14 protein-coding genes are annotated in these 20,552 nt (G+C 72.5%); 11 read left to right on the forward strand and 3 right to left on the reverse strand.

From position 1 onward, the window contains the following. Nucleotides 1–9: 9 nt before the first annotated feature. The gene (locus tag DV20_RS11740) at nucleotides 10–4,983 is read right to left on the reverse strand and encodes an RHS repeat-associated core domain-containing protein (RefSeq protein ID WP_235190793.1); all 4,974 of its coding nucleotides are present in this window, start codon (nucleotides 4,981–4,983) and stop codon (nucleotides 10–12) included. 431 nt (nucleotides 4,984–5,414) lie between these two features. On the opposite strand from DV20_RS11740, the gene DV20_RS11745 reads away from it, so the two are divergent. After that, the gene (locus tag DV20_RS11745) at nucleotides 5,415–7,142 is read left to right on the forward strand and encodes a hydrogenase maturation protein (RefSeq protein WP_043779312.1); all 1,728 of its coding nucleotides are present in this window, start codon (nucleotides 5,415–5,417) and stop codon (nucleotides 7,140–7,142) included. Between the two features lie 297 nt (nucleotides 7,143–7,439). On the opposite strand, the gene DV20_RS11750 is transcribed toward DV20_RS11745, so the two are convergent. Continuing rightward, nucleotides 7,440–8,396: a GlxA family transcriptional regulator gene (locus DV20_RS11750; protein WP_043779315.1), complete on the reverse strand. Its 957-nt coding sequence runs from the start codon at nucleotides 8,394–8,396 to the stop codon at nucleotides 7,440–7,442. 89 nt (nucleotides 8,397–8,485) lie between these two features. Here DV20_RS11750 and DV20_RS11755 point away from each other — a divergent pair, with 89 nt between their 5' ends. Beyond that, complete coding sequence (locus DV20_RS11755; RefSeq protein WP_043779316.1) at nucleotides 8,486–8,956, forward strand: hypothetical protein; 471 nt, start codon at nucleotides 8,486–8,488, stop codon at nucleotides 8,954–8,956. Nucleotides 8,957–8,976: 20 nt separating this feature from the next. Next, nucleotides 8,977–9,903, forward strand: coding sequence for an NADP-dependent oxidoreductase (locus DV20_RS11760; protein ID WP_043779482.1), 927 nt, complete (start codon nucleotides 8,977–8,979; stop codon nucleotides 9,901–9,903). Nucleotides 9,904–10,346: 443 nt separating this feature from the next. On the opposite strand, the gene DV20_RS43040 is transcribed toward DV20_RS11760, so the two are convergent. Further along, a complete protein-coding gene (locus DV20_RS43040) occupies nucleotides 10,347–13,754 on the reverse strand; it encodes a S8 family serine peptidase (protein ID WP_051735906.1) in 3,408 nt (1,135 codons plus the stop codon). A gap of 176 nt (nucleotides 13,755–13,930) precedes the next feature. Here DV20_RS43040 and DV20_RS11775 point away from each other — a divergent pair, with 176 nt between their 5' ends. The 8 genes from DV20_RS11775 (at nucleotide 13,931) to DV20_RS11810 (ending at nucleotide 20,534) form a co-directional block, all read left to right on the forward strand. Then, entirely contained in the window at nucleotides 13,931–14,899 is a 969-nt protein-coding gene (locus DV20_RS11775) for a helix-turn-helix transcriptional regulator (protein ID WP_043779319.1), read from the forward strand. 146 nt (nucleotides 14,900–15,045) lie between these two features. Beyond that, a complete protein-coding gene (locus DV20_RS11780; protein ID WP_043779488.1) occupies nucleotides 15,046–16,680 on the forward strand; it encodes a PQQ-dependent sugar dehydrogenase in 1,635 nt (544 codons plus the stop codon). Between the two features lie 42 nt (nucleotides 16,681–16,722). Beyond that, a complete protein-coding gene (locus DV20_RS11785; RefSeq protein WP_043779321.1) occupies nucleotides 16,723–17,730 on the forward strand; it encodes an SMP-30/gluconolactonase/LRE family protein in 1,008 nt (335 codons plus the stop codon). Nucleotides 17,731–18,105: 375 nt separating this feature from the next. Then, nucleotides 18,106–18,540 (forward strand): YbaB/EbfC family nucleoid-associated protein, encoded by a 435-nt coding sequence (locus tag DV20_RS11790; RefSeq protein WP_051735907.1) that lies wholly within the window; start codon nucleotides 18,106–18,108, stop codon nucleotides 18,538–18,540. Next, nucleotides 18,537–18,842 carry a hypothetical protein gene (locus DV20_RS11795; protein WP_043779323.1) on the forward strand — a complete coding sequence of 102 codons (306 nt, stop codon included), beginning with the start codon at nucleotides 18,537–18,539 and terminating at the stop codon, nucleotides 18,840–18,842. The genes DV20_RS11790 and DV20_RS11795 overlap by 4 nt, the downstream gene beginning before the upstream one ends. Beyond that, nucleotides 18,839–19,204 (forward strand): hypothetical protein, encoded by a 366-nt coding sequence (locus tag DV20_RS11800; RefSeq protein WP_043779324.1) that lies wholly within the window; start codon nucleotides 18,839–18,841, stop codon nucleotides 19,202–19,204. Before DV20_RS11795 ends, DV20_RS11800 begins: the two co-directional genes overlap by 4 nt. Before the next feature lie 2 nt (nucleotides 19,205–19,206). Continuing rightward, on the forward strand, nucleotides 19,207–19,935 hold the full coding sequence (locus tag DV20_RS11805; RefSeq protein ID WP_043779325.1) for a WXG100 family type VII secretion target: 729 nt from the start codon (nucleotides 19,207–19,209) through the stop codon (nucleotides 19,933–19,935). Next, nucleotides 19,932–20,534 (forward strand): DUF3558 domain-containing protein, encoded by a 603-nt coding sequence (locus DV20_RS11810; RefSeq protein ID WP_152603677.1) that lies wholly within the window; start codon nucleotides 19,932–19,934, stop codon nucleotides 20,532–20,534. The genes DV20_RS11805 and DV20_RS11810 overlap by 4 nt, the downstream gene beginning before the upstream one ends. The last annotated feature ends 18 nt before the right edge of the window (nucleotides 20,535–20,552 follow it).

Consider the following 20,552-nt stretch of genomic DNA (forward strand, 5'->3'; position numbering starts at 1 on the left):
GCGGCCCGGCTATTCGCCGAGGTTGGGCATCGGCCGGTTAGAGCCCCATTTGATCGGGGGGTCGAACGCGCCGCTGATCGTGTCCAGCTTCGTTCCCTTCGGCGGGAACTCCGGCAGGAAGTTGTCCTCCTTGTTGTGCTGGATGAACTTCTGCACGTCGGAGGTCAAGCCCTTGTACTCGGCGTCGAGCTTGACGTGGTCGCGGATGCCTTGTTCGGCCGGGTTGGCGGCGTCCTTCCACTTGACGTTGTCACTGGCCGTGACCGAGTAGTCCACCCTGAGGTCGTTGGCCTGCTTGCGGAACTCCGCCGGTGTCGAGTTGATGCCCCACTCGCTCATCTTCCGCTGCAACGCCGTGTCGCTCATGTTGTTGACGCTGTCCTTGAACTGGCCGATCCGGATGTCGGCCTGTTTGAGCTTGTTCTCGAAGTTGCCCGACATCTGGGAGTTCGCCTTGCGGGACAGCGTGGTCATGTTGTCCGCGGTGCCGGAGCCGCCGAGGTCGTTGTTCTTCAGGTGCCCCTTGATGAAGTAACCCTCGTCGGTGTCGGGCTTGTACCCGTTCTTGTCGTTGGGGTTGCGGAGCTTGTCGAGCTCGGCCTGCAGGCGCGGGTCGTAGTTCGCGTGCTTGGTCGCGTTCAGGTCGTTGACGTCGGTGAGGTGGTTGCCCGCCGGCGTGGTCCCGCCGGGGTACTTGCCCTTGCCGGAGCCGTCGATCGAGCCGGTGCCCGACTTCCCGCCGCCTTCCATCACCGTGCGGCCGGAATCGCCGTGCGGCTTGTTGGCGTCGCCGGTGATCGGCGGGTCGTACCGGCCGGTCCGGGGCTTCTTGGTGCCGGAGCCCGCCCCGGCGGCGCCGTTGCCGGCGCCGGGGTTGGGGTTCGGGCGCTTCTTCGAGCCCTTCTTGCACGGGGCCGGCGCCTCGAAGGTGGCGTCGTCGTCGAGGAACGCGGTCGGGTCGTCGGCGTAGTTGACGACCTTGCCGTTGTTCCTCGTCAGGCCGAGCGGGTCGGCCGCGACGAACGGGTCCTCGACGTAGGTCTCGGGGTTCAACGCCGGGGTCAGGCCGAGCGGGTCCGGCGAGATGTAGCGGGCGTTGGCCGGGTCGTAGTAGCGGAAGACGTTGAAGTGCAGGCCGGTCTCCGCGTCGAGGTACTGCCCCGGGAACCGCAGCGGTGTCGGCGGGCGGACACCGGCCGCGGTCAGGCCCCACAGGCTCGTCCGCACCGGGCTGACCGTGCCGTGGTCCGGGCTGACCAGCTCGGTCGGAGTGCCGACCTCGTCGGTGATCACGGCGGACACCTCGACCCGCCCGTCGGGCCGGGTGCGCGCCTGCGCCACCACCCGGTCCTCGTCGGGGTGGTGGATCCAGGTCAGGGTCTCCACCGGCACGCCACCGGCGGTGTGCCGGGCCTCGACGAGGTTCGTGCCGTCCCAGGCGAAGTCGACCCGTTCGGCGACCGCGCCCGCGGTGTCCAGCCGTTCCTTGGCGATCCGCCGGTCCAGCGCGTCGTAGCGGTAGCGCCACCGGGTGCCGTCCGGCGTGCGCACCGCGACCAGGTGGTCGTGGGCGTCCCAGCCGAACGTCCAGGTCAGTGCCGTCCCGTCCGGCGCGGGCAGGGTCCGCCGGACCAGCCGGCCCTGCGCGTCGTGGGCGTACCGCACCGCACCCGCCGCGGCGAGCACACCCCCGGCGTACTGGCGCGGGCCCGCCTCGGGACCGGTGCCCGGCGAGGAGGAGACCAGGTTGCCGAGCACGTCGTAGGCGTAGCGCTCGGCTCCGCCGGGGTGCAGGACGGCGGTGACGCGGCCGGCGGCGTCGAACTCGTACCGCGCTCCCCCGCCCGGGTCCTCCCGGTGGGCGACGCTGCCGTCCGGGCGCCGGTGGTACCGCGTCGCCCCGGCCGGGGTGTGCTGCGCGGCGAGCCGGCCCGCCACGTCGAACTCCTGCCGCAGCAACGGGTTCGCCCCGGCGGAAAGGCCGAGCGTGCGGCCGGCGGCGTCGAGGTGCAGGGTCAGCTCGGTCCCGGCGACCCGCAGCACCTCGGCCCCGTCCGGGGTCTGTCCCCAGTGGACGTCCACTCCGGACGGAGTGCGCCGGGTCTTTTCCCCGTGGGGATAGCCGAACGTCGTGGTGCCGGCCGCGGTCGTCTGCTTCGTGAGGCGGCCCTCGCCGTCGTGGGCCAGCTCGAGCACGCCGTCCGGCCCGGTGGCGTGCACGAGCCGCCCGACCGGGTCGTAGCGGTAGGTCTCGGTGCCGGCCGGGCTGATCCGCTCGGTCACGTTGCCCAGCGCGTCGTACCGGAATTCCGCGGGTTCCCCGGCCGGGCCGGTGAGCCGCACCCGCTGTCCCGCGGCGTCGTACTCGCACCGGGTGACCCGGCCGGCGAAGTCCGTCTGGGAGAGCAGCCGCTCTTCGGCGTCGTAGGTGTAGTGCCAGGTCTGGCCGGCCGGATTGATCACGGCGACCAGCCGCAGCTCCGTGTCGTAGCGGTGGGTGGTGCGCGCACCGGTGGCGTCGATCGTGGCGGCGATCGTGCCCATCGGGCCGTTTTCGGTGCGCTGCACCCGGCCCAGCTCGTCGGTGCGGGACGTCTCCGCGCTCTCGCCGTCGAACGTCCACTGCCGCCGGGTCCCGTTCGCGGCGCGGACCTCCCGCAGAGACCCTTCGACCGTCCACGCGTACGCGGTCCGGCCGCCGGCGTGCTCGATCGCCCGCGGCCGGCCGAACAGGTCGGCCTCGACGCGGGGAACGGCGAAGCCCGGCTCGGGCCCGGTGTCGCCGGCGCGCTCGAGGTGCTGGTCCGCGCTCACGCCGAGCGGGTCGGTGTAAGGGTCCGGCAGGTTCGGGGCCGCGTAGCGGCGGCGGAAGACCCGGTCGCCCTCGGCCACCTCGATCACCAGCTCGGTGTCGCTCCGCTCGGCGATCACCACCCGCGAGCCGTCGGCCCGCAGCACGGCGACGAGCCGGCCGTGGGCGTCGTGCTCGAACCCGGTGCGCCGGCCGAGCGGGTCGGTGCGGGACAGCAGCACGTCGCGCGGCCCCCACTCGCTGCGGGTCACGCCGCCGAGCCGGTCGGTCCGCGCGATCGTGTTGCCGTCCTCGTCGAACTCGTACACCGTCTGCTTGCCGAAGGAGTCGGTCACGGTGGTGCGCCGGTCGGCGTAGGCGAGCGCGGCGTCGAGGTAACCCTGGTCGCCGACGCCCCGCACGCAGCGGCCGTGCTGGTCGTAGACGTAGCGGTACCAGGCGCCGACGTGGTCGGTCCAGCCGGTGATCCGGCCTTCGGCGTCGTGGGTGTAGCGGGCGGGCCGCGGCGAGGAGTTGGCGCGCAGGCTGAGGTGCCCGTGCTCGTCGTAGTCGTACCGAGCGACGAGGACGTCCCCCGTTTCGGACAGCGCCCGGACGGCGCGGATCCGGCCGCCGTCGACGTCGAAGGCGATCCGGGCGCCACCGGAGTGCACGAGCAGCGCCGGCGCGCCGTCGGCGTCGTGGTCCAGCTCGGTGTAGCCGCCGTTTTCGGAGCGGATCTCCTTGAGCAGGAAGAGATCCGGGTCGCCTTCGGCCGGGACGAACCGGCGCAGGGTGCCCCGCGTGGGATCTTCCAGGACGTATTCGGCGCCCTGCCCGTACAGCCGGCGCAGCGGACCGTGCGAGGTGGTCGCCGTCGCGCCCGGCGCGGGCACCGGGAACCGCAGGATCATCGCGTCGGCGCTGTAGTAGGTGACGGTCCCCTGCGCGACGGTCAGCCGCTCGTCGACCAGCGACGCCCAGGAGGTCCCGAACCAACGCCCGGCCCGGTAGGACGAAACGTGGTTGCGGACGATGAGCTGCCCCAGCGGACCGGGCACGACCAGGTCGCTCTCGGTGACCAGGACGTCCCCGGTCTGGACGTCGATCGGGTCGCCGCTGCCTTCCTTGCAGCCCGGTTCCTTGGTCTCGGAGGTGTTCCGGCCCGGCCCCTTCGACCCCTCGGAGCCCTTGGCGCCGGCGGACTTGGTCGAGTCGCCGCCCGGCGGGTTGTCGAGGCCGCGCGAGGGCGGCGGCGGGTCGTTCTTGGGCGGGTCGTTCTTCGCGGGCGGCGGGTCGTTCTTCGGCGGGTCGTGCTTGGGCGGCGAGTGGTCGCCCGCGGCCGTGGTGGAGTCGTCCCCGCCCTTGCCCTTGGGCCCGCCGAGGTCCTTGGGGTTGCCGTTGATGTCCCCGTGCTTCGGCGGCGGCGCGGCCTTGCCCGGCTTGATGTTGCGCAGGGCCTTCGCGGCGTCCGAGAAGAGGTCTCCGGCGCGCTTGAGCAGCGGGATCAGCGCCTGCAGCGCCTTCACCAGCCGTTTCACCAGGTCCGCGATCTTCGACGCGGTCTTCGCGACCGCGGTGATGACCTGCGGCACCACCCAGGTCAGGCCGATGCCGAGGGTGAACACGACCTGCAGCGCCCAGCTGATCAGGTGCCCGATCAGCTCCGCGATGATGTCGCGCACCAGCGCCCGCACCGCGGCGACGACCTCACCGGCGGTCTTCACCCCGCTGGAAGCGCCTTCACAGCCCTTTTGGGCGGTTTCCAGCAGGGTGACCGTGTCCTGGGCCCGCTGGCGGTAGGAGTCGCCGCCGAGGCCGGTCCAGGACGCCGTGTCGGCCTTGACCATGGCGGTCAGGTCCTCGCCGACGCTGCCCAGCTCGGTGGCGATGTTCTTCCAGGTCTCCGACTGCGCGGTGATCTCGTCGGGGTTGCCGGTCAGCCCGTTGAGCGCCTCCTTGAGCGGCCCGACGTGCTCCATCAGCCACCCGACCCCGGCGGCCAGGATCGCCCCGAACGGGTCCATCGCCATCGACAGGGCGTCCAGCGCGGTGCCCACGGCCCCCATCGCCACCGACGCCCAGTCGCCGCTTTCGATGGCGGACTTCAGGTCGGCCGCCGATTCCAGGAGCGAAACCCCCGAGTACGCCGTCGTCGAGTCCTTGGTCTGCGCGACCAGTGGGTTGCTCATCCGTCCCCCGCCTCAGTCACCCGCGGTGACCCCGAAGCCGCCATGTAAACACACCACCCGGGTGTCATCACACACGGTTCGCGTTCGCCTGCCCGAAGGGACCGCCGGACGTGCCCTCGGAAGCCTGCGTGGGGGTACGCCGCCCGCAGGGTCCTCGGACTCGCCGGCTCTGCGGCTTCCCCGCGCGAAGAGAATCTCGACACCTTCGGTTCAGCGGTTTATTTCGAGCGAAAGCACAATTCGCCAGAAAGGCCCGGTCAACGGGCAGGTGCGCTCCGTGTCCGCGCGGCCCCGGTCGGCCGAATACGCCGACACCATTGGCCGCGTCGCGTCGGGAGGCGAATCGGGTACCGTCGGACGGTCATCCGATCGCCCCTCGAAGATCCGGCATTCCGACCACCATTCTCGACGGCTGTTTGAGTGGAGACCCGGTGAAGATCCTGTTGCTGTGCACCGCGTTCAACGGACTCAGTCAGCGCGCCTGGACCGGTCTGCGCGCCCGCGGTCACGAAGTCTCCGTGCGGACGGCGCCTGATTCGGCGGCCATCGCCGACGCCGTTTCGGACATCGATCCGGAGTTGATCATCTGCCCGTTTCTGCGCCACCGGGTGCCCGAATCCGTGTGGCGGCGTCATCGCACGATCATCATCCACCCCGGGCCGCCGGGCGACCGCGGACCGTCCGCGCTGGACTGGGCGATCATGGACGCCGAGCCCCGCTGGGGCGTGACCGCCCTGCAGGCGACCGGGGATCTGGACGCGGGGCCGATCTGGGGCTCACGGCTGTTCCGGATGCCCACCGAGCCGCCGCGCAAGAGCACCCTCTACAACGCCGAGGTGGCCGACGCCGCGGTGAGCCTGATCGACGAGGTGGTGCGCAAGGCGGCCACCCCCGGGTTCACGCCGCAATCGCTGCGCTACCACCGGCCCGGCGTCACCGGCCGGTCCCGTCCCCTGGTGCGCCAAGCCGACCGCCGCTTCTCGTGGGACGAGCCCGCCGCGCACATCCTGCGCCGCATCCGGGCCGCGGACGGCAGGCCCGGGGTGCACACCACGCTGGCCGGTGTGCCGGTCGCGGTGTTCGACGCCCATCCCGGTACCGCGTCGCCGGGCGAGCCCGGCACGATCGCGGCGCGCCGGCACGGCGCCGTGCTGGTCCGCACCGGCGACGGCGCGCTGTGGATCGGACACGCCCGGCGGCTGGACACCACCTCCGGCGTCCCGGTCAAGCTGCCGGCCGTTCTCGCCCTCGCGGGTGCTCCCGTGCCGCCGCAGACCGCGGAGGCTCCGGGTTCCGGGGAGATCGGCTACCGCCGGACCGGCGAAGTCGGGCTGGTGAGCTTCGACTTCTACAACGGCGCGATGTCCACCACGCACTGCCGCCGGCTGCTCGCGGCGATCCGCCACGCGGTGGCGCAGGACACCGAGGTCGTGGTCCTGGCCGGTGGCGAGGTGTTCTCCCACGGCCTGCACCTGGGCGTCATCGAGGCCCACCCGGACCCCGCGGCGGAAGCGTGGCGCAACATCACCGCGATCGACGACGTCTGCCGGGAGATCATCACCTGCACCGGCCAGCTCGTCGTCGCGGCGCTCGCCGGCAACGCGGGCGCCGGCGGCGTGATGCTGGCGCTGGGCGCGGACAAGGTGATCGCCCGGGACGGGGTGATGCTCAACCCGCACTACCGGACCATGGGCCTCTACGGCTCCGAATACTGGACCTACGTGCTCCCCCGCCGGGTCGGCGAGGCGCAGGCCCAGCAGCTGACCACCCGCTGCGAGCCGATCAGCGCGAGCGAAGCGGCCGAGCTCGGCTTGGTGGACCGGCTCGCGGCGAGCGACCGGGCGTCGTTCACCGCGACCGCGCTCGACTACGCCGCCGGGCTGGCCGGCGGTCCGCGAGCTCGCGCGCTCCTCGAGCGCAAGCGCGCCACCCGGGCCGCCGACGAGCGGAACCGGCCCCTGGAGACCTACCGCGTCCGCGAACTCGCCGAGATGAGCGCCGACATCTTCGACGACCGCCACGGTTTTGCCGCAGCCAGGCACGCGTTCCTCACCCACCAGCCCACCGGCGTCACCCCGCCGGACCCATTCGCCGTGCCCGCACCCCGGGCAGCCGGATCCCCGACCCGCGTGCCGGTAACGGCCCCACAAGCGGGGTGACGCCGGCCGGATCCGGCCACGACCGGGCGGGGCTCGCCCCGCACCACCGGCCGGGCCGGTACCGCGCCGGCCGGCGCGGTGGTCACCGGAGCCAGGCACGCGTTCCTCACCCACCAGCCCACCGGCGTCACCCCACCGGACCCGCTCGCCGTGCCCGCACCCCGGGCAGCCGGATCCCCGACCCGCGTGCCGGTCACGGCCCCACAGGCGAGGTGAGCCCGGCCGGATCCGGCCACGGCCGGGCGGGGCTCGCCCCGCACCACCAGCCGGGCGGTACCGCGCCAGCGGGCGCGGTGGTCACCGGCGGGCGGTGCCGAACCGGCGCTGGTAGGCGGCCGGGCTGATCGACAGCTTCCTGGCGAACACGCGGCGCATGCTTTCGTAGCTGGGGAACCCGGCGAGGGTCGCGGCCCGCGTGGCGGTGTGCCCTTGGTCGAGCAGCGCCCTGGCCAGGTCGAACCGGATGCTTTCGACGTAGCGGGCCGGCGTCGTGGCCAGCTCGTCGTGGAAGAGCCGGGTGAGGTGCCGGGTGCTCACGTTGAGGTGCCTGGCGAGTTCCCCGAGCGAGTGATCGCCGTCGGGGTTCGCGGTCACCCGGTCGGTGATCGTGCGCACGGCCGGCGAACGGGGCGGCGATCCCCGCAGCGGCGCCGAGAACTGCGACTGGCCGCCCGCGCGCTGCATGTACACCACCAGGGCGCGGGCGACGTCGCGCGCCAGGGCGGCCCCGTGGTCCTCCTCGACGAGGGCGAGCGCCAGGTCGATGCCGGCCGTCACCCCGGCCGAGGTGTACGTGCGGCCGTCGCGGACGTAGATCGCGTCGGGCTCGACGCGGCAGGTCGGGCAGCGGGCGGCGAGCTCGTGCGCGACCTGCCAGTGCGTGGTCACGCGCTTGCCGTCGAGCAGGCCCGCGGCGGCGAGGACGAACGCCCCCGTGCAGATCGACGCGACCCGGCCGGCCGTCGCCGCCGGGATCCGCGCGGCCTCCGCCAGGCCGGCGGGGACGCGGGTGCGCGGGTAGACGTCCGAACCGGCCACCAGGTACGTGCCGGGAGCCGGCTCCCCGGTGACGGCGCCGTCGACCGCGATCCGGACCCCGAGGCTCGAGGTGACGCCGGCACCGTCGGGTGACAGCAGCACGATCCGGTAACCGGCGCCGAACCGGTTGGCCTCCTTGAAAACCTCCGCGGGCCCCGCGAGGTCGAGCAGCGTCACCCCGTCGTAGACGAGGAACACGACGCGATGATCGGACACCGGTCCATGCTGGCACAGCGTCCGGATCCGAGGGGTTCCCGGCCGGATGAAGGCGGCGGCGCCCGGGCCCCGGGACGCAGCATGGAGACATGCCGGAAATCATCGCCGGGCTGGAGATCCCCGAAACGGCGGCGGTCGCCGAGGCGACCGAGCAGCGGTTCGAGGTCGACGGCGCCGACCACGCGCGCAAGTTCCTGCTCGAGCGCGGTTTCCCGGCCACCGCGGCCGGCACCGTCTGGACCGCGATCGCGCTGCACACGACGCCGGGCATCCCCGGCCGGATGGCCCCGGAAACCGCGGTGACCCACTTCGGCGTCCTGACCGACGTCCTCGGCTTCGGCCTCGGCGAACTGGACGGCGACCGGGTGGCCGCAATCGTCGCCGCCCACCCGCGCGGGAACTTCAAGACGGAGTTCCTGCGCACCAGCGTCGACGGGCTCCGCCACCGCCCCGGCACCACGAACGGCACCGTCAACTCGGACTACCTCGAACACTTCGTCCCCGGCTTCCGGCGCACGACGACCGTCGAGCGCATCACGGGCTCGCCGTGGCCGAGCTGATGTCCGGAAAGGATCCGAGCATGCGAGCGATCACCGTCTCCGACCGGGCCGCGGGCGTCGGCGGCCTCACCCTCACCGAGCTGCCGCACCCCCACGCCGCCGAAAACGACGTCGTCGTGCGGGTGCACGCCGCGGGGTTCACCCCGGGCGAGCTGGACTGGCCGGCCACCTGGACCGACCGCGCGGGCCGCGACCGGACCCCCAGCGTCCCCGGGCACGAGCTGTCGGGCACCGTGGCCGAGCTCGGCTACGGCACCACCGGGCTCACCGTGGGCCAGCGGGTCTTCGGGCTGACCGACTGGACCCGCGACGGGACGCTGGCCGAATACACCGCGGTGGAGGCCCGCAACCTCGCCCCGCTCGCGGCGGACATCGACCACACCGTGGCCGCCGCGCTGCCCATCTCCGGGCTGACCGCCTGGCAAGCCCTGTTCGACCACGCGGGACTCACGACCGGCCAGACCGTCCTGGTCCACGGCGCCGCGGGCGGGGTCGGCTCCCTCGCCGTCCAGCTCTCCCGCGAGGCGGGCGCCCGCGTGCTCGCCACCGGCCGGGCCGAGCACCGCGACCTCGTGCTCGGCCTCGGCGCGGACGAGTTCTTCGCCCTCGACAGCGGCGACTGGGCGCAGGCCGCCGAGGCGGACGTGGTGCTCGACGTCTTCGGCGGCGAGGTCCTCGAGCGGTCGGCGGCCCTGGTCCGCCCGGGCGGCACCCTCGTCACCGTCGCCGCGCCCCCGGCGGTGCGGCCGAAGGACGGGCGAGCGATCTTCTTCGTCGTCGAACCCGACCGCGACCGGCTGGCCGACCTCGCGCGGCGCGTACGGGCCGGGCGCCTGCGTCCCCTGGTCGGGACGGTGGCGCCGCTCGCCGAGGCGGCCGCCGCGTTCACCGCCCGCCGGGGCGCGCCCGGCAAGACCATCATCCGTGTCGCGGACACTTCCGGGTGAGGGTCCGTGGACGGCGCCGGTTTCCGGCGCCAGCCCCGCCCACCCGGCACCGGCGGACAGAGCTGGCCCCACCGATCCGGCGCCCGCCCGCCGACCCGGCGCCGGTTTCCAGCGCCAACCCCGCCGACCGGCACCAACCCCGCCGACCCGGCGCCGGTTTCCGGCGACAGCCCCGCCAATCCGGCACCCGCCCACCGATCCGGCGCCCGTTCCCGGGTGCCCGCCCCGCCGACCCGGCACCAGCCCTGCCGACCCGGCGCCGGCTTCCGGCACCAACCCCGCCGACCCCGCGCCGGTCTCCGGCGACAGCCCCGCCAACCCGGCACCAACCCCGCCGACCCCGCGCCGGTCTCCGGCGCCAACCCCGCCAACCCGGCACCAGCCCCGCCGATCCGGCGGCGGACGGAGCCGGGAGCGCGGCGCCGCGCTCCCGGCTCCTCCCCTCATCGGCCCACGGTCACCGACCCGGAGAGCGGCCCGAGCCGCACCGTGTGGGGTCCGCGTGGCAGGTCGCGCACCTCGAACGAGACCCGGGTGGTCTGGTCCTTCCGCACGACCACCGCCCGCTCGCCGGCGATCGCGCCGTCGATCCACAGCAGGGCCTGGTACGTGCCGTCGACCTCGCCGACGTCCTTCACCGACGCGGTGATCCGCACCGGCGCCCGGCCGTGGCCGCCCTCGGTGTGCAGGTCCGCCACCGCGAACCGCGCCTGGGGCCCGGGTGCCCGGTCGTGGACGAAGATGTCCGAGTAGCCGTTCGTGTCGTCCTCGACCAGGTTGGCCGCCTCGCTTTCGAACGCGATGTACTTGCCGTCGGTGCTGATCGACGGGAAGTCGCTGTAGGCGTCGCCGAGCCCGCCGCCCAGCCCGCCGGACACCTTGGCCGTGGTCCGCGCCCGCAGGTCGCGCACGAACACGTCCGACGTGCCGTCGTCGCCCGGAACGAGGTTGGCGGCGAAGCTGAAGAACGCGACGAAGTTCCCGTCGCCGCTGATCCTCGGGCTCGCCGTGTACGCGTCCGCGCCGCCGGTCCCGCTCGCCGCCTGCGACACCAGCGTGCTCGTGCGGGTTTGCCGGTCGTACACGGAGACCTGCGACGGCGCGCCGGGGCCGCTGCTCGCGTAGGCCACCATCCGGCCGTCCGCGCTGATCGACGGCTGGGTCACCTCCACCCCGGCCGGCGCCGGGATGATCTCCGTCGTCCCGGTCCGCCGGTCACGCACGAAGACGTCCCGGTGGTCGTTGCCGGTGCCGGGCACCAGGTTCTCCGCCCCGCTCTCGAACGCGACGAACCGGCCGTCGGCGCTGACGCTCGGCTCCAGCGAGTCCCCGTCCGCCTGCACGCCGGCGGACCCCACCGAGACGCGTTCGGTCGTCCCGGCCACCCGGTCGCGCAGGAAGACGTCCTGCCTGCCGTTCGTGTCCTCCGGCACCAGGTTCGCGGCCTGGCTGAGGAACACCGCGTACCGGCCGTCGGCGCTGAAGACCGGCTGCCCGGACAGGCCGTCGGCCTGCCGCTCGTCGGAGGACACCGAGATCAGCTCGGTCGCGCCCGTCCGCCGGTCGCGCGCGAACGAGTCGGGCACCCCGTTGACGTCGCCGGGCACGAGGTTGGCCGCGCCGCTGAGGAATCCGACGTACCGCCCGTCCGGGCTGATCGTCGGGCTGATCGCCCACGCGTCCGCCCCGGCGCCGTCGGCCGCGGCCGAGATCCGTTCGATCACGCCGGTGCGGGTGTCCCTGGCGAAGATGTCCATGTCGTCGTTCGCCTCCCCGGGCGCGATCTCCGAGGACATGCTCGCGAACGCGATCACGCCGCCGTCGCCGCTCATCGCGGGCCAGAAGGTTTCGGCGTGGATCTGGCCGCCGTCGCGGGTCACCGAGGCCCGCTGCGTCGACGGAGGCCGCGGCAGCGCGAAATCGGCCGTGGCGGGCCACCACCAGCGCACGGTGGCCTGCCGCGGGTTCGCGGCCGAGATCCCCGCCGCCGAAGCGGTCACCCGGTAGGTGCCCTCCGGTACGTCCTTGATGGTGTAGCGGCCGGTTCCGTCCGAGACGGCGGTCAGTTCGTCGAGCACGTCGGCCACCCGCACCGTCGCGCCGGGCACGGTCGAGCCCGTCGGCCCGTAGGTGACGCGGCCGGTGATGACGCCCCGCGGTGTCGGCTTCAGCGCGACCCGCAGATCCGTCAGCTTCCCGCCGGTCACCACGGCCCGCACGCGCTGGTCGTGGTACCCGAACCGGGACAGCGTCAGGTCGTAGGTGCCCGCGGGCACGCGGATCTTGAAGTGCCCTCCGGCGTCACTCTCATACGACCGGCCGGTCGAGGCCACCGTGATGGTCGTGTCCGGCAACGGATCCCGGGACTTCTCCGCGGTCACCGTCCCGGTGATGCCGCTCGCGAGGCGGGCCTCGGCGACGGCGGCGGCCGCGTCGATCCGGCCCGCGCCGAAGCGGGTGTTCGGCCGCGCGCCGTAGCGGTTGTCGAAGAACGCCGTCCCCGTCAGGATGTCCAGCGTCTCGTCGGGGGTGAGGCGCGGATTCGCCTGCAGCATCAGCGCCACCGTGCCGGAGACGTGCGGGGTCGCCATCGACGTGCCGCTCAGCAGACCGTATTCACCGCCGGGCAGCGACGACAGGACGTCGACGCCGGGCGCGGACAGGTCCGGCACGACGTAGCTGTCCGGCCAGTTCGCCGGGGCGTCGGCCCAGTCCTTCTTCCGCACGACCCCGCCGCACGAGAAGTCCGGCACGTTGTCGCCGTCGTCGGTCGCGCCGACGCCGGTCGCCTCGAAGACGTTGCCGGGCGCCGCCGAACCGCCCGCGACGCACTCGTTGCCGATGGCGAAGGCCGGGAACGCGCCCGCCAGGTAGATGTTGCGGGCGGGCTCGACCATCTCGCTGCTGTAGCCCTCCTCGCCGAGCGACATGCTCACGACGTCCGCGGGCTCGCCCGCCGGCTTGCCGTCGGCGTCGTAGGGCGCGATCGCCCACTGCATCCCGGCGACCACCTGGGCGAGGGTGCCGGTGCCGCCCGGGATGACGAGCCCCGCCATCAGCTCCGCGCCGGGGGCGACGCCGATCTGCGTGCCCGAGCTGTGCCCGCCCGCGATGGTGCCCGCCACGTGGGTGCCGTGGTAGGAGCTGTCGTGCGGGGTCGAGTGGACCGGGGAGCCGTCGGCGGCGAACTCGAGCCAGCCACCGGGGTGCTCCGGGTTCGCCGGGTCGGCGCTGACGAGCTTGCCCGCGAGGTCCGGGTGCCGCGTGTCGATGCCGGTGTCGAGGATCGCCACCCGCACCCCGGCGCCGGTGCCCCCGTCGCGCTGGACCTCGTCCGCGCCGATCTTCCGCACGCCCCAGGCCACCGCGGGGTCCGCCGCGGCCTGCCGCGCCTTCCGGGGTTCGGTCGGCGAGCGCAGGGTGAAGTTGGGGATGACGCGGTCGACGAGCGGCAGCGCGGCGACCGCGTCGAGGGTGTCCGGGGTGGCGCGGACGAGCACCATGTTCTTGAGCCAGAACGTCTTCACGACATGGTCCCGGCGGGCTCCGACGAGGTCCACGACCGGGGCCTGCATGGCCGTGGCCGAGTCCGTGAGCGTCTTGCGCGCGGCCTGCGGGGCCGACGGCCGCAGGCCGCGGTCCTTCAGGACGACGACCGCCTCGAACTTCGCATCCGGACCGGTTCGGGCACCGGCCATCCGGTCGCGCAGTTCTCGGGCGATCTTCGCGTGGGCGGCCGCGGGCGGCGGATCGGCGGCGGCCGCCACCGGCACGGCTCCGAGGGAGCCGGCGGTGACGAGCACCGCGAGCACCAGGTGCCGGCCTCGGGTCCGCAAGGCGGACAGGGACATGGGGAGACTCCTTCGTTCCGTCAGGTCGCGGCGGACAAACGAGACGGCGCGCCCCGTGTGAGGTTGCGCGCCGTCGACTTCCAAACGGTGCAGGAATGATCACCGCGTGACAAGCTCACCGAGGCGGCGGATTCCGGTCAGGTGTCGGAAACCCGACACGAGGGAGGGGGACGACCGTGCTGGAGCCGATCGGGGTGAGCGGCGCGGACGAAGCGACCTACAACGCCATCGTCCGGCGCACCCAGGCGACCGCCCCCGAGCTCGCCCAGGACACGCACCGCTCCCTGCCCGCGACCCGGCGGGCGCTGCAGGCGCTCGTCGAGGCCGGCCTGGCGACGCGCTCCGCCGGACGTCCGACCCGGTACGTGGTCGTCCCGCCCGACCGGGCCATCGAGGCGGTCCTGCGCGAGCGCGAGGCCGCGCTGCGCGACACGCGCCGCCACATCGGCACGCTGATGGAGACCTACCGCGCGAGCACGCGGTTCGCGCACCCGGGCGAGCTGGTCGAGGTGATCTCCGGGCGGGACGAGGTCAACGACCGCTGGACGCGGATGCAGCAGGACATCCGGGTGCAGATGCGCGGCTTCGACCGGCCGCCGTACGCGGCCCCGCAAGGGCACGGCGAGCCGAACCACGTCGAGCTCGCGCTGCTGGAGCGCGGGGTCAGGTACCGGGTGGTCTACGACAAGAGCGCCGTCGAGCTGCCCGGCCTGCTCGACGACATCGAGCTGGGAGTGCGGCACGGCGAACAGGCCAGGATCGCCGGCGACGTCCCGATGAAGCTGGCGATCGCCGACGACCGGCTCGCGATCATCCCGCTGATGCGCCCGGGCGATCCCGCGCTCACCGCGTCGTACCTCATCCACCCGTCACCGCTGCTGGACGCGCTGATCGCGCTGTTCGAGTCGGTGTGGACCCGCAGCGTGCCGGTCCGGTTCGGCGCCGCCGATCCCGGCGAGCTGTCCGCGGACGAGTCGAAGCTGCTGGCCCTGCTGGCCTCCGGGGTGACCGACAAGGCCGTGGGGCGGGCGCTCGGCTGGAGCGAGCGGACGGTGCAGCGCCACGTCACCAAGCTGATGCAGCGGACCGGCGCCCGGACGCGGTTCCAGATCGCGATGGAAGCCACCCGGCGTGGTTGGATCTGAGCGTGGTTGGAAATCCGCTCACCGGTCTTGTCCGCGGCAAACCCTTTGCGCTACGGTGCCTGGGAGCGCTCCCAGTGGCTTCGCGTCCCTGAGAGAGGAACACCATGCGCGTTACTCCGAGCAGAAAACGCCCGGGCCTCCGGGTGGTGACCACCGTGGCGCTGCTGGGCCTGGGTGTCGTGCTTCCGTCCCCGGGCGCGTCGGCCACCGCCGCCGCCGACACCACGCCACCGACCGCGCCGGCCGCGCCGCGCACCTCGGACCTGTCGTGCACCGCGGTGACGTTCTCGTGGTCGGCGTCGTCCGACAACGTCGGAGTGGCCTTCTACGACATCTACCACGACGGGCAGCTCATGACCTCGGTGCCGGGCACGGCATTGTCGGCCCGGCTGACCGTCGCGCCGGGCGCCACCTGGGGCCTGTACGTCAACGCCCGCGACGCCGCGGGCAACGTCTCCCAGGCCAGCTCCACGGTCACCGTCGCGGTGCCCCAGTGCCAGTCCGACACCGAGCCGCCCTCCACCCCCACCGGCGTGACCGCGACCGCGTCGGGCACCACGGTCACCGTGCGCTGGCGCCCGGCCACCGACAACGTCGGCGTCACGGGCTACGAGGTGCTCCGCAACGGCACCCAGGTCGGCTCGACCAGCGGCGCGGGCACGACGTCGTTCACCGACAGCGGCCTGGCCGCGAACACGCGCTACCGGTACCAGGTGCGGGCGCGCGACGCGCAGGCCAACCGCTCGGCCGCGAGCACGGCGGTCGCGGTGACCACGGGCGGCTCCTGCGCCACCGCGGTGTGCTCGGTCACCAAGGTCACCACCGAAACGGACCTGCCGTGGGGCCTGACCACCCTGCCCGACGGACAGGTGCTCTTCGGTCGCCGCGACGCCTTCGAGATCGTCCGCCTCGACCCGGCCACCGGCGCGAAGACCGTGGCCGGACGGATGCCCGGCGTCGCGGGAACCGACGGCGAGGGCGGGGTCCTCGGCCTCGCCGTGGCCACCGACTTCGCGGCCGACCCGTGGCTGTACGTCATGCACACCACCACGACCGACAACCGGGTGGTGCGCGTGCGCTACACCGGCGGCGTGCTCAGCGGCACCCCGCAGGTGCTGCTCACCGGCATCCCGCGCAACAAGTACCACAACGGCGGCCGGCTGCGCTTCGGGCCCGACGGCAAGCTCTACATCTCGACCGGCGACGGCCAGAACGGCGAATGGGCCCAGGACCTCGCCAACCTCGCCGGCAAGGTCCTGCGCATCAACCGCGACGGCACCATTCCGTCGGACAACCCGTTCGGCACCGCGGTGTGGAGCTACGGCCACCGCAACCCGCAGGGCCTGGCCTTCGACTCCCAGGGCCGGCTGTGGGAACAGGAATTCGGCAACAACGTCATGGACGAGACCAACCTGATCGTCCGCGGCGGCAACTACGGCTGGCCGCGCTGCGAGGGCACCACGGGAAGCTGCGCCGAAGCCGGCTTCATCGCGCCCAAGCGCACCTACCCCGTCGCCGAAGGTTCGTGCAGCGGCATCGCCGTGGTCCGCGACGCCCTGTACATCGCCTGCCTGCGCGGAGCACGGCTGTACCGGGCCACGATTTCCGGCGACAGCCTGACCGGCGTGCAGCAGTACCTCAACGGCACGTACGGGCGGCTGCGCACGGTGGAACCGTCCGCCGACGGCGGTCTGTGGCTGACCACCAGCAACTACGGCGACAAGGACAGCGTCGCGAACAACAGCAACGAAAGCATCCTCAAGGTCGCGCTCGGGCAGTGAACCCCGGGCCGCGGGCGGTCCCCTCACGGAAGGAGAGCCGGCATGGCTCACCGCAGGACACCACGCAACCGTCGCCTGTGGACGGTGACGGCGGCGGCGATCGTCATCGCGGCCGGGGTGACGCCCGCGGCGTCCGGTACCACCACGGCTTCGCCGTGCCCCTCGGACGGGACCTACGGTCCGCCGCTGCCGAGCCGGACGGTGGCGGCCCGGCTCGTCCGCAGCGGGTTCAACTTCCTCGAGGGGCCCACCTGGGACCGGCGAACGGGCACCCTGCTGCTGTCGAACATGCAGAACGCCACCGGGCCGCAGGGGGTCCAGCCGTCAGCCATCCTCCGGTACACGCCGCCGGCCACCTTCGAGACGTTCATCGCCGCCTCCGGCAGCAACGGACTGGCGATCTCCGCCGACGGCACGCAGGTGCTCGCCGCCACCCACGACAACCGCACCGTGTCCGCCTACAGCCTGACCGACCGCAGCCGCACGACCGTCGCGGCCGGCTACCAGGGTCACGCGTTCAACTCCCCGAACGACCTGACCACCGGCCGCGACGGCACCACCTACTTCTCCGACCCGAACTACCAGCGCGGCAACCGCGCCGACGAGCAGGGCGGCCGCACCAGCGTCTTCCGCGTCCGCGACGGCGTGGTCAGCCTCGTCGACGACACCCTGCCCCAGCCGAACGGCGTCGTCCTCTCCCCCGACGGCAAGACGCTCTACGTCGGGGCCACCGGCGCGAACGCGATCATGAAGTACACCGTCGCCCCCGACGGAACCACCGGCAACCGCACGAAGTTCGCGAGCATGCGCAGTCCCGACGGCGCGACCATCGACTGCGCGGGCAACCTGTACTGGGCGTCCTACGACGAGGGGCTCATCCACGTCTTCTCGCCGTCGGGCACCGAGCTCGGCACGATTTCGGCCGGCCGCAACACCACCAACGCGGCCTTCGGCGGCCCGGACGGGCGAACCCTGTACATCACGTCCGGCGTCTCCGGCGGGTTCGGCCTCTACGAGACCCGCCTCAACGTGCCCGGCAACCCCTACTGACCGACCCGTACGGTCCTGCATGAGCGGCTGCCCCCGGCTCTCTCAACGCATCGAGGAGAAAGTCGGACGCGACGCGCTCAGACCAGCCCTGGCGGCGTCAGCGCCGCCGGGGCCGGGTGAGCACCGGACTCGGCGCGGGAAACCGACTGTGCAGCGTCCGCAGGCACCCGAATTCCCCAGCGCTGCGGAGTTCGGACGACAACGTCCGATTTGCGGCGGTCTGCGGACGCGATCATTGACGTGACTTGCGCCGCTCCTTCCGCGGTTCCCCCTTGCGCCGCCGCGCACTCGCAGTAGGGTGCACGCCGGGCACGTTCTGTCATCTCGGCAGGACCTGGAGTAGGGGAACAGCATGCGCAACTCGGTGGCGCCGTCATGACCGCACGGCACCGCGACCTGCGGCAGATGCAGCAGCAGGCCGGCGAACTCGACGCTCGACTGGCTGCGACCCGGCACAGCGCGCGTTCGGGCGACCAACTGGTGACCGCGATCGTGACAGGCCAAGAAAAACTTCTCGACCTCCGGATTGACGACCGAGCACTCCACGGCGCTCACATCCGCACGCTCGGGCTGAGCATCGTCGAAGCCGTCCGCAACGCCCGCACCGCCGCGCGGGCGTCGTCGCTGCCGCACGTGAACGCGCTGTTCGGCAAACGACCGCCGTCGCTGCCCGTCCCCGGCCCGGCTGCGCCGCCCGTCCCGTCAGCAGCACCGGCCCGGCGCGATCCCGCGCCGGAAGACGAGGAGAACTTCGCGGAACTCGACTTCCTCACCGACGAGGAACCCGAAGCCGAAGGCGGTCGCTGGTGAACAGCGAAGAACGGCTTTACCACCTCGCGAAGGAAATCGACGCGCGCGTCGCCGCGGTCGAGCAGGCGGCGAAGACCGGGGAAAGCCTGCCCCTGGTGCTCGACATTGCCGCCGGCCTCGGCACGGTCACCGTCGACGGCCTGGGCGGTCTCGTTTCGGTCGACCTCGCGCGCAACGCGGTTGCCGGGCAGACCGGCACCAGCCTCGCCGGACACGTCCTGCGGGCGATCACCAACGCCGAATCCGCGGCCGCGGCACGACGCAAAAGCCTGGTCGAGAATGCGGCAAGGGAGACCCGATGAGCACCGGCAACTTCAACCCGTTCGGCAACGCCGCGGCGGGCTCGGGTTTCGAGGTCTATCCCGAAGCCTTGCGCAAAGCCACCGACGGCATCTTCGCCGCCCGCGACAAGATCGCCAAGTTCGCCGATGACGGCCTAGCGCACATCGTCCTGCGCGACGACGACGTCGGGATGCTCGGTGTCCAGGCGAACGTGGTGGACATCTTCAACGCAACGGTCGCCCACATACGAGATAAAACGGACAAGGGCGCGATGCAGCTGGAACGGCTCGCCGAAGCGCTCGACAAGGCCGCCGACTACTACGAGACCCAGGACGAAGCGGACTTCAGGCGGCTGCGCGATCAGGAGAAGGGGCAAAACTGATCATGACGACACCACCGGCCGCCCCACCCGATCTTCGGGCGCAGCCGCAGCCCTACCCCGAGGACGCCGACGCGAGAATCCGCCAAATCGCGGAGATCTTCGGCCATGACAACGTCTTGCGACTCCTGGGCGACGTTCGCAACCGGCTGCTCGGCAACGCGCTGCAGGTCCAGTCCATGGCGATGGACTTCGCGCAGAAGAAGGACCTCAGTGACGCCGGCGACGACGTCGCCCAAGCCGCCCTCGCCGTGGCCGGCACGTGGAGCGGCCGCGGTGCGGACCAGTTCACCGGATACGCCGAACTGGTCGGCAAGGCTCTCGAAGGACAGCAGGAAGTCGTGGCGAGCATGTCCGGGATCCTCTCCGAGATCGCCGGCTGCATCATCGACACCTACGCCAAAGCGATCGAGTTCATCGGCAACTGCGCCGTCGAACTGGGCAAGGTCGGCTACAAGACGATCATCGCGATCGCGACGGCCGAGATCCCCATCCTCGACGTCATCACCTCGAAGGAGGTGGTCGACACGGTCGCGGACGCGTTGTTCGACCTCGTCAAATCGGTCAGCGACTTGTTCGGGCAGACCTTCGAAACCTTGGGCAAGTACCGCACGCAGGCGATCGCCCTGGTACAGGGCAACACCAATTTCCCGGACATGCCTCCGATGCCCGGCAACTCCGGTATCAACGACCAACGGCAGTGGCGGATCGACCCGTCGGCGGCGCCGGCATGAGGGCACCCGTGATCGCCTGCGCGACGCTCCTGTCGGTAAGTTTGCTGGCGGGCTGCGGGTCGCCCAAGTCGCAACGGCTTCTCTCCCAGCCGCCCACCCCGGCGCAGACCGGCGCCGCGCTGCCACTGGATCAGGTCCCCACGCCCGTCGACCTGGCGAAATTCGACTCCGACCCGTGCGGTCTGCTGACCAAGGAGCAGGCGGCGGCCGTGGTCGCCGATCCGCCCGACGGGATCCGCGCAACCAGGCGGACCACCCTGCCCGCGTTCGGGTGCACCTGGATGAATCCGCCCGGTGCGCTGATGGCGGCCTTGAAGCCCGTCCAGAGCCCGAAAACCCTCACCGAACTCTCGACGTCCCCGCTGAAGAAGAGCGGCGAACTGGAACCGTGGACCGAGACGTCGATCAGCGGTCTTCCCGCCGTCGTCTACCACCAGTTCGGGTCGACGGCGGAGTGCTCGATCTCGGTCGAGGTGACCGCCGAGCAGATGCTGACCTTCGAGATCGAGGGCAAGGACCTCCCCGGGAGCTACTGGGACACCGACCGCTGCGGCGGCGTCGCCAAGATGGCGGAGTTCGTGATCGGCAACCTGCGGTAACACCGGCCCCCAGAAACC

It is taken from the genome of Amycolatopsis rifamycinica (assembly GCF_000695625.1).
GTDB lineage: Bacteria > Actinomycetota > Actinomycetes > Mycobacteriales > Pseudonocardiaceae > Amycolatopsis > Amycolatopsis rifamycinica.